The organism is Prosthecobacter sp. (genome assembly GCF_044373815.1).
Lineage (GTDB): Bacteria > Verrucomicrobiota > Verrucomicrobiia > Verrucomicrobiales > Verrucomicrobiaceae > Prosthecobacter.
Genome location: NZ_JBIPNG010000088.1, coordinates 1 through 17,593, shown reverse-complemented (window position 1 = coordinate 17,593; position 17,593 = coordinate 1). Strand labels below are relative to the sequence as shown.

Annotated in this window: 16 protein-coding genes; 11 read left to right on the top strand and 5 right to left on the bottom strand. The window is 60.2% G+C overall.

Features of this window, described 5'->3' with window-relative positions; genetic code table 11:
* Positions 1–28 precede the first annotated feature (28 nt).
* From ACIREA_RS09975 to serS, 3 genes are read right to left on the bottom strand one after another with little or no spacing between them, the layout of a single operon-like run.
* The gene (locus ACIREA_RS09975; protein ID WP_397382122.1) at positions 29–1,189 is read right to left on the bottom strand and encodes an alpha/beta hydrolase fold domain-containing protein; all 1,161 of its coding nucleotides are present in this window, start codon (positions 1,187–1,189) and stop codon (positions 29–31) included.
* Positions 1,190–1,232: 43 nt separating this feature from the next.
* Positions 1,233–2,171 carry a serine protease gene (locus ACIREA_RS09970; protein WP_397382121.1) on the bottom strand — a complete coding sequence of 313 codons (939 nt, stop codon included), beginning with the start codon at positions 2,169–2,171 and terminating at the stop codon, positions 1,233–1,235.
* Positions 2,172–2,176: 5 nt separating this feature from the next.
* On the bottom strand, positions 2,177–3,448 hold the full coding sequence (gene serS / locus ACIREA_RS09965; RefSeq protein WP_397382120.1) for a serine--tRNA ligase: 1,272 nt from the start codon (positions 3,446–3,448) through the stop codon (positions 2,177–2,179).
* 87 nt (positions 3,449–3,535) lie between these two features.
* Between serS and ACIREA_RS09960 the strand changes: the two genes are divergently transcribed.
* From ACIREA_RS09960 to ACIREA_RS09910, 11 genes are all read left to right on the top strand, one after another.
* Entirely contained in the window at positions 3,536–4,705 is a 1,170-nt protein-coding gene (locus ACIREA_RS09960; RefSeq protein ID WP_397382119.1) for a cysteine desulfurase family protein, read from the top strand.
* 12 nt (positions 4,706–4,717) lie between these two features.
* The gene (locus ACIREA_RS09955; protein ID WP_397382118.1) at positions 4,718–5,176 is read left to right on the top strand and encodes a hypothetical protein; all 459 of its coding nucleotides are present in this window, start codon (positions 4,718–4,720) and stop codon (positions 5,174–5,176) included.
* 51 nt (positions 5,177–5,227) lie between these two features.
* Entirely contained in the window at positions 5,228–5,686 is a 459-nt protein-coding gene (locus ACIREA_RS09950; protein WP_397382117.1) for an acyl-CoA thioesterase, read from the top strand.
* A gap of 17 nt (positions 5,687–5,703) precedes the next feature.
* Positions 5,704–5,988 (top strand): hypothetical protein, encoded by a 285-nt coding sequence (locus ACIREA_RS09945; protein WP_397382116.1) that lies wholly within the window; start codon positions 5,704–5,706, stop codon positions 5,986–5,988.
* Positions 5,989–6,114: 126 nt separating this feature from the next.
* Positions 6,115–6,678, top strand: a complete 564-nt coding sequence (locus ACIREA_RS09940; RefSeq protein ID WP_397382115.1) for a hypothetical protein — start codon at positions 6,115–6,117, stop codon at positions 6,676–6,678.
* A 1-nt stretch (position 6,679) separates the two neighbouring features.
* Positions 6,680–7,372 (top strand): HAD family hydrolase, encoded by a 693-nt coding sequence (locus ACIREA_RS09935; RefSeq protein ID WP_397382114.1) that lies wholly within the window; start codon positions 6,680–6,682, stop codon positions 7,370–7,372.
* Between the two features lie 6 nt (positions 7,373–7,378).
* Positions 7,379–8,305: a cation diffusion facilitator family transporter gene (locus ACIREA_RS09930; protein WP_397382113.1), complete on the top strand. Its 927-nt coding sequence runs from the start codon at positions 7,379–7,381 to the stop codon at positions 8,303–8,305.
* A complete protein-coding gene (locus ACIREA_RS09925) occupies positions 8,302–9,078 on the top strand; it encodes a biotin--[acetyl-CoA-carboxylase] ligase (protein ID WP_397382112.1) in 777 nt (258 codons plus the stop codon). Before ACIREA_RS09930 ends, ACIREA_RS09925 begins: the two co-directional genes overlap by 4 nt.
* 124 nt (positions 9,079–9,202) lie before the next feature.
* Positions 9,203–12,487, top strand: coding sequence for a WD40 repeat domain-containing serine/threonine protein kinase (locus ACIREA_RS09920; protein WP_397382111.1), 3,285 nt, complete (start codon positions 9,203–9,205; stop codon positions 12,485–12,487).
* Between the two features lie 68 nt (positions 12,488–12,555).
* On the top strand, positions 12,556–14,307 hold the full coding sequence (gene argS / locus ACIREA_RS09915) for an arginine--tRNA ligase (RefSeq protein ID WP_397382110.1): 1,752 nt from the start codon (positions 12,556–12,558) through the stop codon (positions 14,305–14,307).
* A 164-nt stretch (positions 14,308–14,471) separates the two neighbouring features.
* Positions 14,472–15,659, top strand: coding sequence for a DegT/DnrJ/EryC1/StrS family aminotransferase (locus ACIREA_RS09910; RefSeq protein WP_397382109.1), 1,188 nt, complete (start codon positions 14,472–14,474; stop codon positions 15,657–15,659).
* Between the two features lie 72 nt (positions 15,660–15,731).
* Here the strand turns inward: ACIREA_RS09910 and ACIREA_RS09905 are convergent, their stop codons facing one another.
* Both ACIREA_RS09905 and cysK read right to left on the bottom strand, forming a co-directional pair.
* Positions 15,732–16,703 (bottom strand): tol-pal system YbgF family protein, encoded by a 972-nt coding sequence (locus ACIREA_RS09905; RefSeq protein WP_397382108.1) that lies wholly within the window; start codon positions 16,701–16,703, stop codon positions 15,732–15,734.
* 115 nt (positions 16,704–16,818) lie between these two features.
* Positions 16,819–17,593: cysteine synthase A (cysK, locus tag ACIREA_RS09900; protein ID WP_397382107.1), on the bottom strand; the 775-nt coding region annotated here is incomplete at its 5' end.

Here is a 17,593-nt window from a genome sequence, read left to right as displayed (position 1 = left end):
ATCGCTTGGGAAGCAAAATTTCATCCCCTCAGGGGCGTGGACCGGGACGGTTCAAAAAGGCCTCATGCTCCGTTTTTTCCAGCAGGCCGTCGTTATTTTGGTCGAGAACCTTAAAGAGCTGAGGTGGACCACTGAACTCCACTTTGCTGACCTTGCTGACCTTGCCGTCCTTGTCCTTGTCATCCCGGCCGATGAGGACCTCCCAGGGAATGCCGCGCCGTCCGCCGCTCTGAGGCATTCCTTTGCGTGGATCGCGCTCCATCATCGCCGCATCCGCAGTGCTCTCGGTGGCAAGGGCGTCGACCTTTGCAGAACTGGTTTTCAGCCGCTCGGCAAAGAACTGGCTGACCATCTCGTCGATGTTTTTGCCGGCAAAACCCGGTCCGCCGTGTCCTGCGCCGTGGATCGTGTGAAAATGCGCGCTGACCTCGGTTTTCTTCAGTGCATCAAACAGAAGCTGGCTCTGATTGATCGGCACCGTTGGGTCTTTGTCGCCATGCACAATCAGAAAGAGCGGATCATCCCGGGTGACATAGGTGATCGGATTCACCCGCGCGGCCTTGTCTTTGTTTTGCATCACCGAACCGCCGATGAGCTTCGCTTCGGGTGAAGCATCCGTGGCATGGCTCTCGTAGCCCGGTGTGGTGACGAAGACGGTGAAGTCCGTCGGTCCGTAGTAGTCGCACACGGCTTGCACGCGGCTGGATTGGTCCAGATTGGCACCCACGTCGAACTCCTTCACATCACCGCTGGTGCCGATCAGCGCCACCAGATGTCCGCCTGCCGAACTGCCCCACACGCCAAAGCGCTGCGAATCGAGCGAGTATTCTTTTGCATGCGCCCGCAACCAGCGGATCGCGGCCTTGCAATCCTCGATCTGCGCCGGGAACACCGCGTGACCACTCAGGCGGTAATTGATGCTGGCCACCGCGTAACCCTGCGCGACATAACCGGCGCGCAGGGGCGGGCAGCCATCCTTGCTGCCGTTCTGCCAGCCGCCGCCATGCACCCAGATGATGAGAGGCAGAGGGCCTTCGGCTTTCTCCGGCAGGTAGAGATCGAGCTTGTGCCGCTCGTGCCCGCCTTCGACGTAAACGAGATCACGATGCGCCTGCACTCCCGCGATCTGCCCCTGGGCAGAAATGACAAGGCTAAGCGCCACAAAGAAGGAGAGGATGATGCATCTCATGGCCTGATGAATGCACAGCCCCACTGAAAGTTGCGCCTCAGACTCAAGGTTTTTTCACGATCGCCTGTACTTCCACCGCGCCGATGGCCTGATGAAACACCATCTGGGTGCCCAGTTGATGAATGACGGTGGCCTCACTTTTCTTTTTCCGTGCCGGCAGCGCATCTTCGATCACGGTCTGGATTTCGGACACATGACCCACCGCATTGCCAAACTGATCCATCAACGCCGAGCCGCTCGATCCCGGCGCCCAGTCCGTCGTTGTTTCGAGCCACACTGGCTTGGGTGCCTCGGAGCCTTCGGGCAGCTTGTCCGACTCCTTTTTGGTCATGAACGAACGCTTCACAAAGCGACTCACAATGCCCTCGCTGAAGTAGCCACGCTTGCCGCTTGGGTCGCTGAAACACCACACGGAATCCCCCGGACTCACGTCCAGACTGAGCGGCAGCGGGGTGAGCGGTTGACTGGACTTCACCCGAAGGATGGCGCAGTCGGTACCAATATTGCAGGCGAGCACTTCCGTGACGGGCAGGATCACATCCTCCTCCGTGGCCACCACCAGCCAGCCCTCTTTCATGTTGGGCGGCGGCGCGATCACATGCGCACAGGTAGCCACCGCGCCATCGGCCGTGATGGCGTATCCGCCCGAAAGATCGAGATGCCATTTGTCACACTTGGAACACAGGTACAACTGCCCCACGCGAAGGTGCGACATGCGCGCACGCTGCCAGCGTTCGCGAGCAGTCATGGGTTTTGAATCAGCGACCGGCAGGGTGATGTCGCACTGCGTGCGTTGCGCCTGCTCCAGGGCCTTCGTCATCGACAGCAGCTCGGAAGCTCCCTGCAGCTTTTTCGCCTGCTCCATCAGCACCGCATTCGGGCGCGCTCCACGCCCTTCAGCATAGACCGGCACACCAGGAGCCTGAGCACAGGCGATGCGGGCGGACACCAGCAGGAGCAACAGGACGCAGGCTTGTTTCATGAAGATCAGCCGATTTTCTCAGCACCGAAGTGACCGCGCAGCGCCTCAGGAATCAGGATCGTTCCATCGGCCTGCTGATACGTTTCAACGAGTGCCACAAACAAGCGCGCCAGCGCTGTGCCTGAGCCATTCAGTGTGTGCGGGATACGGTTTTTGCCGTTTTCATCCTTGTAGCGCAGGTTCATGCGACGGGCTTGGTAGTCACCGAAATTGGAACAGCTCGACACTTCAAGGTAAGTCCCCTGCCCCGGTGCCCAGACTTCGATGTCGTAGGTCTTGGCCGAGCCAAATCCAATGTCGCCCGTGCAGAGTTCGATCACGCGATAGTGCAGGCCGAGCAGTTGCAGCACCTTCTCCGCATTTGCGGTCAGGCTTTCCAGTTCAGCCATGCTCGTCTCCGGAGTGACGATCTTCACCAGCTCCACTTTGTCGAACTGATGCATGCGGATCAGCCCGCGAGTGCCAAGCCCCGCGCTGCCTGCCTCACGACGGAAGCAGGGCGTGTAGGCTGCGTAATTGACCGGCAGCTTTTCCAAAGGCAGGATTTCATCGCGATGCAGATTCGTCACCGGCACTTCAGCGGTCGGGATGAGATAGAGATCGTCTGCAGCGCTGTGATAGACCTGATCGCCAAATTTAGGAAGCTGGCCGGTGCCGACGAGGCATTCCGACTTCACCAGCAGCGGCGGGCTGATTTCTTCATAGCCATGCTGCGTGGTGTGCAGATCCAGCAGGAAACTGATCAAGGCGCGCTCCAGTTTGGCGCCAGCTCCGCGGTACACCACAAAAGCGCTGCCGGAGATTTTCACCCCGGCTTCGAAATCGAGCATGCGGAGTGCTGCTCCGAGCACGGTGTGATCCTTTGGCTGGAATTCATATGTGGGCTTCTCACCCCAGACCTTCACTTCAGGATTCTCCTCCGCAGTGCTGCCCACGGGGCAGGCTTCATGCGGCAGGTTCGGAATGCTTAGGAGCAGATCGCGCTGGCGTGCGTCCGCCACATCAGCCTCACGGCCGATTTCTTCGATGCGGCTGCCGATGCCACGCACCTCCGCCTCGATGGCGCTGGTGTCCTGGCCGTTCTTTTTCGCGATGCCTATCTCTTTGCTGATGCGGTTGCGATCACTCTGCAGCTTCTGCCGTTCCGTCTCCGCGGCGCGACGCTGAGTGTCAATGGACTGCACCTCATCCACCAATGATGCGAAGTCGCCACTGCGGTTGGCGAGGCGCTGTTTGACCTGATCTGGGTTGTCACGAATGAGGCGGATGTCGAGCATAAGGGCAGGGAGGTTAGCGGGAGTGGGCGGCTTGTCGAGTGCCGGAAGGGGTATTGACAGCAGGAATCGCAGTCCGACCTTCTCCCCGTGATCTACCTCGACGCCAATGCCACAACGCCGGTCGATCCAGCAGTGCTGGAGGCGATGCTGCCGTTCCTGCGCGAGCACTACGCCAATCCCTCTGCCAGCTACGCCGCCGGGCGCAGGGTGCGCCGCGCCATCGAGCAGTCACGAGCCCAGGTGGCAGCCCTGCTCAATGCCAGCCCGATGGAAATCACTTTCACCAGCGGCGGCACCGAATCCATCAATGCCGTGCACTCCTCCGTACGCGCCCTGTGGCCGGACAAGCCGGAACTCATCATCACCGGCACGGAGCACGCCGCAGTTTTGGAATCCGCCAGGCTCTGGAAGGCTCAAGGGGGCAAAGTCACCACAGCTCCCGTGCATCCTGACGGCCGTGTTGATCTGGATGCCTTACACGCACTCGTTCGGCCAGGAGTCACCGCGCTTGTATCCATCATGTGGGCCAACAACGAGACCGGCGTGCTCGCCCCCATGCACGAAATCGTCACTCTGGCACATGCCGCTGGTGCGCTGGTGCACACCGATGCCGTGCAGGCGGCGGGAAAAATTCACCTCGATGTGCAGACGACGGCGGTCGATTTCCTCAGCCTCAGCGGCCACAAAATGCATGCGCCGAAGGGCATTGGTGCGCTCTACGTCAGCCAGCGCGTCCGCTTTGCGCCGATGCTCGTGGGCGGTGGTCAGGAAAGCGAACGGCGTGGCGGTACGGAGAATGTGCCCGGCATCATCGCCCTCGGCAAAGCCGCCGAACTCGCTGGTCAGCATCTCGCAGACGGCAACAAGGCCCGTCTCAAATGCATGCGCGACCGTTTCGAGCACCTCATCCACGCTACGCTGCCAGACATGCGGATTCATGGCTGCCCGACGCATCGTCTGCATACCACCAGCTCCTTCTGCCTGCCTGAAATGGATGCCGCAGGGATGCTCATCCTGCTGGATCAGGCGGGCATTGCCTGCTCCGCCGGTTCCGCCTGCCACACCGGCGCGCTGCATGCCTCTCATGTCCTTGAGGCGATGGGTGTCAGCGCCCGCGATGCCGCCTGCACGCTGCGTTTTTCCTTCAACCGCTTCAACACCAAGGCGGATGCCGAAGCTGCAGCGCATGCGGTGATCGAGTCCGCCCACAAAATGCGTGAGGCGCAGGGGTGTGAACTCGCCGTCATTTCCCACTAACCAGCCACCGTCATGAAATTCACCCCCCTGTTATTATGGCTGCTGCCTCTTCTGCTGCTCCCAGGCTGCGCTGCGGGAGGACTGAGCAGGGCCTTTGCCGGACAATCGCTCACATTGAACTATGACGACTTCGGCCTCGAGCGCATGGCCGCGCCGTTTCTGGGGCCACGCGGCTCCCACACAGTCATCATCGCGCATTTTGGATTCAACGACCTCACCCCTTCGGGGCCTGAGGATGTTCGCTATGTGAATGTGCTGCAAAGCCTGAACTTCCTGCGGCAGGAAGTGGGCAAACTGCCGCTCACTGCGGCCAACGAACCCCTGCGGCAGCGCCTGCGCGCAACTTACTCCCGTCTCTATCCGCTGCAGCTCCGACGCCACAACCTCGCGTTGAGCGGTTCCTTCATCCAACCGTTCAGCGGAATGAATCGCAGGCTCATGCTCCCGGCACTTCCGCCGTCTGAGATTTGACGGCGATGAGTGTTTGAGAATCCAGCCTCCACCGACTAATCATCCAGCCTCATGGCCCACCGTTTCACCTGCATCGAACGCGTCCAGTTCTCTGACACCGACATGGCCGGCATCGTCCATTTCTCCAATTTCTTCCGCTACATGGAGCGCGTGGAGCATGCCTTCTTCCGCAGTCTCGGCTTCTCCATCGTCGACAAGCCCGTGGAAGGCGAAGAACGCGTCGGCTGGCCGCGCGTTCACGCCTCCTGCGACTACATGGCCCCGCTGCGTGTCGAAGAGGAGTTTGAATGCGAACTCCTCGTGGAAGAAGTCCGCAGCAAGGTCATCCGCCATTACATCCGCTTTTGGAAGCTGGACGGCACCCTGGCTGCCGAAGGCCGCATCACCGCCGCCTGCGTGCGCAAAGACCGCGAGACCGGCCAGATGAAGGCCGTCGTGATCCCGCAGCGCTTTCGCGACAAGATCGAGGCCGCTCCACCGGAATTGCTGAAGAGGCCGGATCGGAAGTGATCCAATCCTAAATTTCCATGGTCACATCCGGTTTCAACATTCATCCAGCGCTCATCCGGCCCATCGCCGTGGGCTTCGCGCTGGCTGGTGGCTATCTCCTTGGAACTGGTTTTAATGATCTCTTCATTGATCACGACACAACCGAGCTGTTTCAGAGAGGACGGGCGATCCTCGTCTCCAAAACGACTGATGAGGATCATTTCCACCGTCTGATTGCCTATCGCCTGTTCTTTGGAGCAATATTGGGTGTTCTCGCGTATATCCTTCGCCGTCTAAGTCGTTGGTGGAGCACCGCTCAATAGATCACGAGATCAAAGGCAGATGCGTCACTCCTCCTCTGCCCTCCGCCCTTGCAATCACTCTCAATTTCAGCGAAGAACAGCCTTCCACCAACTCTCCCTGTGAACTCCCAACCCCAAACCAAAACCATGCAGACCTGGCTCCTTTACGCTCTCCTCACCGTGCTCTCCTGGGGCGTCTATGGTGTCATTCTTCACGCGGCACGCTCCAAGATGCCCATGGGTGCTGAAACCCCCAATGCCAGCCTGAAAGCATTTCTGTTTGTCTGCATCGCCTACGCTCTCATCGGCATCGTGACCGCGCTGGTGCTGAAGGCGCGGGGCACCAACTGGAGCTTCACCGGTGAAACCGGCAGCGGCATTCCCCTCAGCCTCATCGCAGGTATGGCAGGCGCTCTGGGTGCGCTCACACTGGTCCTCGCCCTCGGCGCAGCCGCCACGCCCATCCTCAAAGGCGGCGGTGGCTTCGGTGTGGCCGCCGCGGCGGCGGTCATGCCCATTGTCTTCGGTGGCGCACCGGTGATCAACACCCTCACGGCCATGCTGCTCCATCGGCCGGACAAGGCCATTCCACCGCAATTCATCATCGGCTGCGTTCTGGCAGTCGTAGGCGCTGTCATGGTGGCCAAATACGCACCGTCAAACACCGGCGCTGCAGCACATCCACCTGCCTCAGCCTCCAAGCCACACTGAGATGGCACGCCTGCTTCTTTTCGACATCGACGGCACGCTGATCGACAGCAATGGCGCGGGCGGCGCGGCGATTCTCGACGCCGCAGAAGAACACTTCGGCATTCAGCGCGAACAGTTCCCTCCTCTCCAGCTCGCCGGGTCCACCGACCCCGCGATTGCCATGGATGTGTTCGGCCACATGAGCCGCCAGCATACGCCGGAGGAAGTCATTGCGTTTCTTGACCGCTACCTGTCCCATCTCCAACGCCGGCTCCAAGCGCCGGACTTCACCGGCTATACTCTGCCCGGTGTGACGCAACTGCTGGAAGCCCTGCGCAGCGAAAGCGAAGCGCACCTCGGGCTGCTCACAGGCAACGTGCGTCGCGGCGCGGTGATCAAGCTCTCGCGCCACGGCATCTACGAGCATTTCATCGAAGGCGGCTTCGGCAGTGATCATCATGACCGCAACCAGCTAGGCCCCGTGGCGCTGCAGCGCATGCAGGATGCCACCGGCACGACCTACCACATCGACGATGTAATCGTCATCGGTGACACTCCCAAGGACATCCGCTGTGCCGAGGCCTTTGGTGCCAAGTGCCTGGCCGTCGCAACGGGTCAGTATTCCCATGCTGAACTGAGCGCCCTGAATCCCTGGCGCTGCGTCGAATCGTTTGCCGATGTACCCGCCATCGTCGAGCTGCTGCTGCGTGACTGATCTCTCATGAGCAACACCTCCGACGCCACGCGCGCCATGCGGCTTTCTCTCGCCGTGGGGTTCCTGATGCTTGTGCTCAAAATGGGAGCGTATGTGCTGACCGGCTCTGCGGCGATCCTCGGCGATGCAGCAGAGTCCGTCGTGCACGTCGCCGCAGTGATGTTCGCGACCTTCAGCCTCGGTGTGCTGCACAAACCGGCCGATGCCGATCATCCCTACGGCCACAGCAAGATCGCGTTCTTCTCCGCCGGGATCGAAGGCGGGCTGATCATCCTAGCAGCCTTATTCATCATCTATGAATCGGTGCGCCGACTGCTGCAGCACCTGCCACCCGCCAATTTAGACCAGGGCTTGGCACTGACCGCGCTGACGATTGTCATCAATGCCGTGCTTGGCACGTATCTCATTCGCACCGGGAAAAAACAAGGTTCCCTGATTCTTGAATCGAACGGGAAACACGTCTTCACCGATGTGTGGACCAGTCTGGGGGCCATCATGGGCCTCGGTCTCGTCGCTTTGACCGGCTGGCATAGCTGGGATTCGATCTGCGGTCTCCTCATGGCCGCCAACATCATCTGGACCGGCTACGGCCTCATGCGCCAGAGCGTCGGGGGGCTCATGGACACCGCCGATGCCAAACTCAATGCGATCCTCGATGCCGCGCTGCGCCGCGAAACGGAAAAACACGGCCTGAAGTTTCATGCCCTGCGTCATCGTGATGCCGGCGAAATGCACTACGTCGAAGTCCATTTGCTCTTTGCCGATGACATCATGCTGCGCGACGCCCACCGCATCGCCACCCAGATAGAAACAGCCGTGCAGGACAGTGTGGCGAATCCGGTGCTGATCACCACGCATCTCGAATGTCAGGGTGACCATGATGAACTGCACCAGCATGGCGAGGCCAGCGATCCGCACAGTATCCGTGCATGAAACCGCTAGATGTCAGCGCGCTGCAGGATGACGCACTGCCGTGGCACATCACGGTGCTGGATGAGGTGGGCTCAACCAGCGACTGGCTCAAACAAAACGCGGCGGATCTGCCTGTGGGCACGGTGGTCTTCACTGAATCGCAAACCGCAGGCCGGGGGCGGCGTGACAACCGCTGGATCGCCCCGCGTGGCAGGGATTTGATGTTCTCATTGCTGCTGAAGCCTGCCGCTCCCATGGAGTCGTGGCCCCGCATCACCACCCTGGCCGCCCTTGCCATCTGCAAAGCCATCGAGGCCGAACTGCCGCTGCAACCGCGCATCAAATGGCCTAACGATGTTTATCTGAGCGACCGCAAGGTCAGCGGCCTGCTGGCGGAGACTGTCTCCACACATGACGGAATGCGCATCGTTCTGGGCATTGGCCTGAACGTGAACGTGCGAGACTTTCCGCCTGAGATCCATGCCACTTCGTTGCTGCGGGAGCTCGCCAGTCCCGTGGTGAGCGAACTCGACCGCAACGCCCTTGCCCACCGCCTGCTGAACTCTTTGCATACGGAGTTTGAGCGAATGGAAGACGATTTCCCCGCAGCCATCTCTGAAGTCCGAGAGCGCAGCTGGCTTTCCGGCAGGCAGATCCGCTGCCGCGCCGAAGGCCGTGAAGTGCATGGCCGTGTCCTTGATTTGAATGAAGAGGGCCACCTCCTGCTTGCTCTGCCGGATGGCGGCTCGCTCACGCTCACCAGCGCTGAAGAAATCCGCGATGTGAGAATGTGACGAATTTCAGCTGAATTGGCTCGGTATCGGCTCCCTAAGCAGAGCAACCTGTCACACACTCTCAGCTTGAGCTTTTTCCTGAATGAGCTTTAGGATGCGTCTGGCCGTCCACGACTATCTCTGCATGAGCGAAGAAACTGAATCCCCGATCTCTCCTGAAGAAAAGCCTGCCGAGGGCCATACCTTCCCAACGCTGGAGGAAATGACCGCGCTGCTGCCGCAGTATGAGTTTCATGGCATTCTCGGTGTCGGAGGCATGGGTGCGGTGTATCTCGCCCGACAGGCCGCGCTGGACCGCTGGGTGGCCATTAAGCTTCTGCCGGAATCCGCCTCTCAGAATGAGGAGGATGCACGCCGCTTCATCACGGAGGCACGTTCCATGGCCAGGCTCACGCATGTGCACATCGCGGCGGTTTATGATTTCGGCCAGACCACACAGGGGCATCTCTATCTGGTGATGGAGTATGTGAACGGCATGGACCTGCACCGACTCATTCACCGCGATGAAGTGACGCCGGAGCGCATCCGCAGCCTCGTCCCGCAGCTGTGTGATGCGCTTGCCTACGCCCACAGTCACAACATCATCCATCGCGACATCAAACCCGCCAACATTCTGGTCACCGATGACTGGCAGGCAAAGATCGTCGATTTCGGCCTCGCTCACGACAAGGACAGCGAAACGGCAGGCGAAGCCGAGTACGGCACCCCTGACTACGTGGCCCCCGAACGCCTGCAGAGTGGTGCCCCCGTGGATCACCGCGCTGACATCTACGCACTAGGTGTGGTCATTCATGAAATGTTCACCAAGCTGACGCCAGGTGCGGCGGGTGCCTCGGCAGGCCAGGGTCTGCCGGCACCGTATGCCAGTGTCGTGAGCCGCTGCATGATGGCAGACCCCGCCCGCCGCTTCCAGAACTGTGGCGAAATCAAAACCTTCCTCCAAGCTGCCGCCACGGCAGCCGCCACTCCCGCAGCGTCCGTACATCGTGCACCGCCGCCGCAACTACAGGCCAGGGTACGCCCGCAAGGATCTGTCCACGCGCTACCAAAACAAAGATCGTACGGATGGCTCTGGGCTGCCGCCTGCATTGCTTTGCTGATCGCTGGCGGATGGTTCATCCAGCAGCAGAACAAACCTGACGCCTCTGCCCAGTCCAAACCAGATGCGAAGATCGCAACAACGAGTGAGGCGGATTCAAAGAAAGGCGCTGCCTCTCCAGCTCAAAGGGCGAATGCGTCCACTGCTCCCACACCCGCCATTATCAGCAATGCGCCCGCCGGGCCGTTCAAACCCGAGGCCGGGGACTTCGCCATCCTCAGGCGCCTCAAGGGACACAAAGAACTCGTCTATTCCTGCGGCATCCTTCCCGACCAACGATGTGCCATTTCCGGTGGCCATGATGATACGCTGATGCTCTGGGACGTGGCCACCGGTGCTGAACTGAAGCGCTTCCCCTCCCCTGTCGGTGATATTCACGGCATTGAGGCAGCGGCTGATGGCAGGCGCGTCCTGGTGTATTCATTTCGCTCACAGCAGGTCGCCATCTTCGACCTCGAACAGGGCAGAACCATCGCCAGCATCAAAGCTCCTGCCAACCGGCTGACTTATGCCACATGGGCTGCCGACCAAAAAGGCATTTATCTGCTCTGCAATGACGCAAGCGGCGGCGTCTATCACTGGGACCCGTCAAAGGGGGCCGTGCTGCAGCAATTCTCCGAGTGGCCGCGCGCGGCTTACCACCTCTTCCAGCTGCCCACGATGAAGCCGGACGAGGCGTCCCAGCTTCTGGTGGTTGGCAGCACCATGAAGCCGAATCCGAACCAGGGCCCAGGCTCCACTCAAAGCATCATCATGGACAAGCCCTTTGCGGCGCTGTTCTCCGCGCCAGACCATCGCCACATCCGCGACCTGCCGGGCTACACCAATATTCGCAATCGCCTTTCCCTCTCCCCGGACGGCAGCACGATCGTCGGCGGCCTCGGCCCCCTTTACCTGCTTGATGTTCCAGCTCTCACCCCGCGTTTCCTCATCAATCCCCCTGCCAGCCTCAGCTGTTCCAGCACTGCGTGGGCGGGAGCCGGCCGACTCCTCATCTGCGCCTACTCCAATGGCAGTCTTCTCATCCGCGAAGCCGACACCGGTGCAGAACTAGCCAGCCTCGACATCGGCATGCGCGCCAACACGATCCGCATCTCGCAGGATGAAGGCTGGATGCTGGTTTCTGCATTCCCGATCGACATGAAAAATCCGCAGCCCGATGATTTCGACGTGCTCCTCGTCCGCCTCCCAGATTTGAACAGGCTTGGCACGAACAAAAGCTTCCTCACTCTGGCCATGCGTCAGATGGCCCGCCTGGAAAAGTTTGACCCTGAACTCGCCATGCTGCGCACTCAGTCCGCCCCGTCCGATTCACCCGTCAACGATGAACAGTTCCGCGCCCAGATCCGCGACCTCACCAGCAAATACGGTGCAGCCTTGCTTCGCTCCGCCGCCTCTGCTTCTCCCAAAGACCAGCTCGCCATGCGCGCTGAGGCGAATGCCATCGCCGCTGGACAGCCCGTGCCCGATCCCTCCACCGACGCCGCAACTTCGGGGGATCACAAACGCTTTCGTGGCATCTACCGTCAGCAGACCGAGCAGCTTCAAAAGCGCCGCATGGAATCTGCAGAAGCCTTGCGCAAGAACCTCGAAGGCGGAGTCAAAAACCTCGCCTCCAAACGCCAGCAGGCGGGAGACCGTCTGGGCACCGCCCGCTGCGATGCTCTGCTCGCCAGCATGGTGACCTCAAAGCCTCTCAACGATATGGCTTCTTCCGACGCTCCGGCTCCCGCCATGGCGGCAGTCAGAGCTCCTCTCACCCCGCCCCCTGCACCGCCCGCCATCATGCCCGCTGCTCCGATGCCGATCAACACGGCGGCTCCCAAAGTTCCCTTCGCAACCGGTATCAAAATCGAAGTCATGATAGGCCGGCCAGCCAAAACCGAGGGAGGTGACTTTGACGACGAGATGCAGGTGATCAATCCACGCATCAAATTCACCAATACTTCTACCGCTCAAGCCTACGATGGCTACACGGTGAGCTTCATTCTGCTCGGCGAAAGCACGGTGGACATGAAAGTCGCCAAAGTCCTGCAGCGGGTGGATTTCCCGGTGTCCCTTCCCATCCGCCAGATGTATGAAAACAAGCTGCCCAGCGTCACCACTCAATTTGACACCACAGGCGCTGTCTTTGGCTTCAAGTATCAAGGCTGGGTGGTGCAGGTCGCGGATCCGAATGGCGCGATCGTCCTGACCAAATCAACTTCGTCGGCATTTGAGAAACTGGCTGAGAAGGTCAAACTGATGAAGGCGGACGAGTGCTACGACAAGAAGCTCACGAGCGTCACAGACCCCGATAGACGTTTTTAGGCCGGACGGCAATCAACGGTGTTCGTGATTGAACTGCCCGTCACCTCATACTATGAGGCAGGCCACCCATGTTTCGCGCCCTCCTCACGTCCCGTCTCCATGCAGCCTTCACCGCCGCCGGCATTGATCTGCCTGAAGGTTTCACCCCCGGCGTCGTCATCGCATCCGACACACGCTTTGGCGACTACCAGAGCAATGCGGCGATGATTTTGGCCAAGCAGCTCAAGACGAATCCACGTGCGCTCGCAGAGCAGATCAAGGCGGCGCTCCAGGTTGAAGACCTGTGCGAAAAAATCACCGTGGACGGCCCGGGCTTTCTGAACCTCACGCTCAGCCCTGCCGCGCTGGCCCAGAGGCTCTCCGTCATTGTCAAAGATGACCACGTCGGCGTACCGCAGGTGGAAAAGGCCAAGACCATCGTGGTCGATTTCTCTGCGCCCAACATCGCCAAGCCGATGCATGTGGGCCACATCCGCAGCACTTTCATCGGCGACTCGCTGGCCCGCGTGGCGCGCTTCATCGGCCACAAGGTCATCACCGACAATCACGTGGGCGACTGGGGCACACAGTTCGGCATGATCATCCACGGTTGGAAGACGCAGCTCGATCAATCCAAGCTCAAGGCGGACCCGATTCATGAACTCGTCAGCGTTTACAAAGCTGTAAACGCCGCCGCAAAAGCGGACGAAGCCGTGCTCGAAATCTGCAAAGGCGAACTCGTGAAGCTGCAGCAGGGCGATGCCGAAAACCTCGGCATCTGGAAGGAATGCGTGCGCCTCACCTTGGAGCAGCTCGAAAAAGTGTACGGCGCACTCGACATCAAGTTTGACCACTACTTGGGCGAAAGCTTCTACAACGACGCCCTGGCCCCACTTGTGGCAGAGATGCTCAATCAAGGCATCGCCACTATCAGCGAAGGTGCCACCGTGGTCTTCAGCGACGGCAGCGTGAAGCCTGAGAACGATCCCTTCCTGATCCGCGACAAGGACGAGTGGAAGCCCGCCCCCTGCATCATCCGCAAAGGCGACGGCGGCTACCTCTACGCCACCACCGACCTCGCCACCATCGACTACCGCGTGAAGGAATGGCAGGCTGACGAAATCTGGTACGTCGTGGGTGCTCCCCAGCAGCTGCACTTCCGCCAGGTCTTCGCCGCCGCACAGCGTCGTGGCATCACCACAAAGATGATCCACATCGCCTTCGGCAGCATCCTCGGCCCTGACGGCAAGATGTTTAAAACCCGCAGCGGCGAAACCGTCGGCCTCCTCGAAGTCATCGACGAAGCCATCGAGCGCGCCCGCACTGCTGCTGACGAAAAAGAGCAGGGCCTGAGCGACACTGAGAAAGACGAGATCGCCCGCATCATTGGCGGCGGTGCCGTCAAGTACGCTGAACTGAGCCAGAACCGCCTGACTGATTACAAATTTAGCTGGGACAAGATGCTTTCACTACAAGGCAACACCGCGCCCTACCTCATCAATGCCTACGTGCGCACCCGCAGCATCTTCCGCAAGCTCGATGGTGAAGTCACGCTCACCGATGATCTCGCCATTACCGAACCCGCCGAGCGCGCTCTCGCGATGAAGCTGGCTCAGTTCGCTGAAAACGCCCACGACATCCTCGACGACCACCGCCCGAACTTGCTCGCGAACTATCTCTACGAACTCGCGGACACCTACCACAGCTTCTACGAAGCCTGCCACGTTCTGCGTTCCGAAGGCACCGCCCGCAACACTCGCCTCACCCTCTGCGAAGCCACTGGCCGTGTGCTCAAGACCGGCCTCGGCCTGCTGGGCATTCAGACGACGGAGCGGATGTGATCAGGCAGACCGTGCATCATCAACCGTGCGCGTGAGAAAAAACTCCAGCCTGTGGTCCGCTCTCAGGAGGAGGTGGGCGGCTGGTCCAAACTGACGGACTAAGGAATCGCTGGCACGCCCCCCATTCGTCATTCATCATTCGGCCTTCGTCACTTTTTCCTCCCATGCCCGTCCCACTTCTCGACGTCAACGCCCAGAACCTGCCCCTCGAATCCGAACTCCAGGCCGCCTTCACGCAGGTGCTGCATCATGGCAGGTTCATCATGGGGCCGGAGTTGGAGACCTTTGAAAAAGAAATCGCAGAGATGGTGGGCGTGAAGCATGCGCTTTCTGTTTCATCCGGCACCGATGCCCTGCTGCTGGCCCTCATGGCGCTGGACATCAAGGCGGGTGATGAGGTCCTCTGCCCTGCATTCACCTTCTTTGCCACCGCAGGAGCCGTCTCACGCCTCGGCGCTGTGCCGGTGTTCACAGACGTCTGCCCCATCTGCTTCAACATGGATGTGAACGATGCGCGGAAAAAGATCACTGAGAAGACCCGTGCGATCATCCCCGTCCATCTCTTCGGCCAGTGTGCGGACATGATTCCAATCCTCGCTTTGGCCAAGGAACACGGCCTCAAAGTGATCGAGGACGCGGCGCAGTCCATCGGTGCAAAGTACCGCGGCGAAAGCAGCGGCACGTTGGGAGATTTCGGCTGCTACAGCTTCTTCCCCAGCAAGAACCTCGGCGGCTTTGGCGATGGCGGCATGCTGGTGACGAATGACGACGCACTGGCCGAGTACGCCCGTGTGCTGCGAGTGCACGGCGGCAAACCCAAATACTATCATCACTACGTCGGCGGCAATTTCCGCATGGACACGCTGCAATGCGCCCTGCTGAGCGTGAAGGTGAAGCGCTATGCGCAATACACAGCGGACCGCCGGCGCAACGCCGCGCATTACATTGAGGCTTTATCAAAACTTCCCGGGGTCGTGCAGGCAGATCCTGCGCACTGTAAATGCGTGAGCACCCAGGACACCTGGCTGACTGCGCAGAATGCCAAGATCGTGCTGCCTGTAAGCTACGAGCACAACGAGCACATCTGGAACCAGTTCACCATCCGCGTGCTTGGCCACCAGCGCGATGCTCTGCGCGATCATCTGGTGTCCAAAAAGATCGGCTGCGACATCTACTATCCCGTCACGCTCGATCAGCAGACCTGTTTTGCCGATCTCCCAGCAGCCTCTCTCTCGGGCTGCGAAGTTTCCCATCGCGTCGCAGGGGAAGTGCTCAGCATTCCGATCTATGGCGAACTCACGGAAGCGCAGCGCAATGAAGTGATCGCGGCGATTGCGGAGTGGCTTGCATAAAAAAAGCCGGACAAATTTGTCCGGCTTCTGAGTTCACACCAACCGACGGACTAGAATGTCCGTCGTGCTATTTTAGGGCTTAGGAGCCGCCGGTGCTGCTGGTGCAGGAGTGGCAGGCGGCGCAGGAACTGCTGCAGGTGCAGAAGCTGGCGTGGTTGCAGCAGGTGCGGGAGCTGGTGAAGCTGGAGTCGTAGGTGCTGGCGCTGTGGGTGCTGCTGGCGCAGGGGCAGGAGTAGCAACTGGCGTGGTCGCAGCAGGTGCAGGCATCGTTGCAGCGGCTGGCGCAGGCACGACAGCCGGGGCGATGGTGGCGCCGATGCCGCTGTTGGCCGCATTCAGCTTGATGTTGGGCAATCCTGGGACGGCTGCAGCAGGTTTGGGCTCCACTTTCGGTGCCGGTGGTGCATCCACTTCCTTGGTCGGCAGTGAGGCAGCGATCCAGCCGAGACGGTTTTGACTGATGGTCTGGAAACCAGGCATGTCAGGGAACTTCACGGCAAGTTCTTCGTAGGCTTTCTTGGCTTCATCAGCCTTGCCCTGTGCCCACAGGAGGTCACCCAGACGCACTTGCGCCAGGGGAGCAGCCTCGCTGGAGGCGAATTCGTTGGTGATGCGCTCAAAAATGGCCTGAGCTTCCTTGGTTTCACCCATGGCATCCAGCTTGGAGCCAAGGCCGAGCAGTGCAAAAACGGCCAGCGGATTGCTGGCATCCTTGGTGGTGAATTCCCTGAGGGCTTCCACCGCGGAGGTTTTCTTGTTCTGGTCCCAGAGCAGATCCGCTTTCAGCAGCAGTGCGTTGGCAGCGGCATTGGAGCCGGGATAACGCGAGATGACGAGATCGCAATCCTCCACCGTTTTGGCTCCCGTGAAGGCTTCCGCAGCCTCATTGGCCTTGAGGGTGTTTTGATGCTTGATCACGCCGAAGGCGATGATCGCGACCACCGCGATGATGAAAAGCCAGACGAGCTTGCGGGCATTGTCCTCCAGAAACTTTTCCATGCCAGTGGCCGGGAGTTCTTGGGAGATGGAATCGAGTTGGGACATAAAGAGTGGTTTTTAGAAGCGGTGAACGGCTGGTTCAGAAGAGTAGCGAAGGGAGACGAAGCCAGTAACCCGTCAAGGTGTCCTGGCATTCGGGATTCATTCGCCCTTGGGAGACTTACGCCCCCACTTTGGCACGGGCTTCGTCAGCCAGCGCGGTGGAGAGGTAGCGCTCGCCGGTGGAGCAGGCGATGGTGACGATCAGCTTGCCGGCGTTTTCAGGACGCTTGGCGACTTCGATGGCAGCTACCACGTTGGCACCGGTGCTGATGCCGACAAGGATGCCTTCTTCCTTGGCCAGGCGGCGGGCCATGGCGAAGGCTTCGTCATTGCTGACCTTGATGCACTCCGTGATCTGCGCGTTTCCGGCGCTGTCTTTGAGATGAAGATTGGTAGGAACGAATCCTGCACCGGTGCCCTGGATCTTGTGCGGACCAGGCTGCACGGGCTGGCCGGCGAGAGTCTGATTGATGACCGGGGAGGCATCAGGCTCGACGGCGATGGCCTGGAAGCTTGGCTTGCGGGGCTTGAGGACTTCAGTCACGCCGGTGATCGTACCACCCGTGCCGACGGCAGCGACGAGGATGTCGATCTTGCCATCGGTGTCGGCCCAAAGCTCTTCAGCGGTGGTTTTCGAGTGGATGGCAGGATTGGCGGGATTTTCAAACTGCTGTGGCATCCAGGCGTTCGGCGTGGAGGCGACGAGTTCGGTGGCCTTGGCGATGGCGCCCTTCATGCCCTGCGCACCAGGCGTCAACACGAGTTCAGCACCCAGAAGAGCGAGCAGCGTGCGGCGCTCCAAGGACATCGTCTCAGGCATCGTCAAAATCAGGCTGTAGCCCTTCGCAGCGGCGACAAAAGCCAGCGCAATGCCGGTGTTGCCGCTGGTGGGT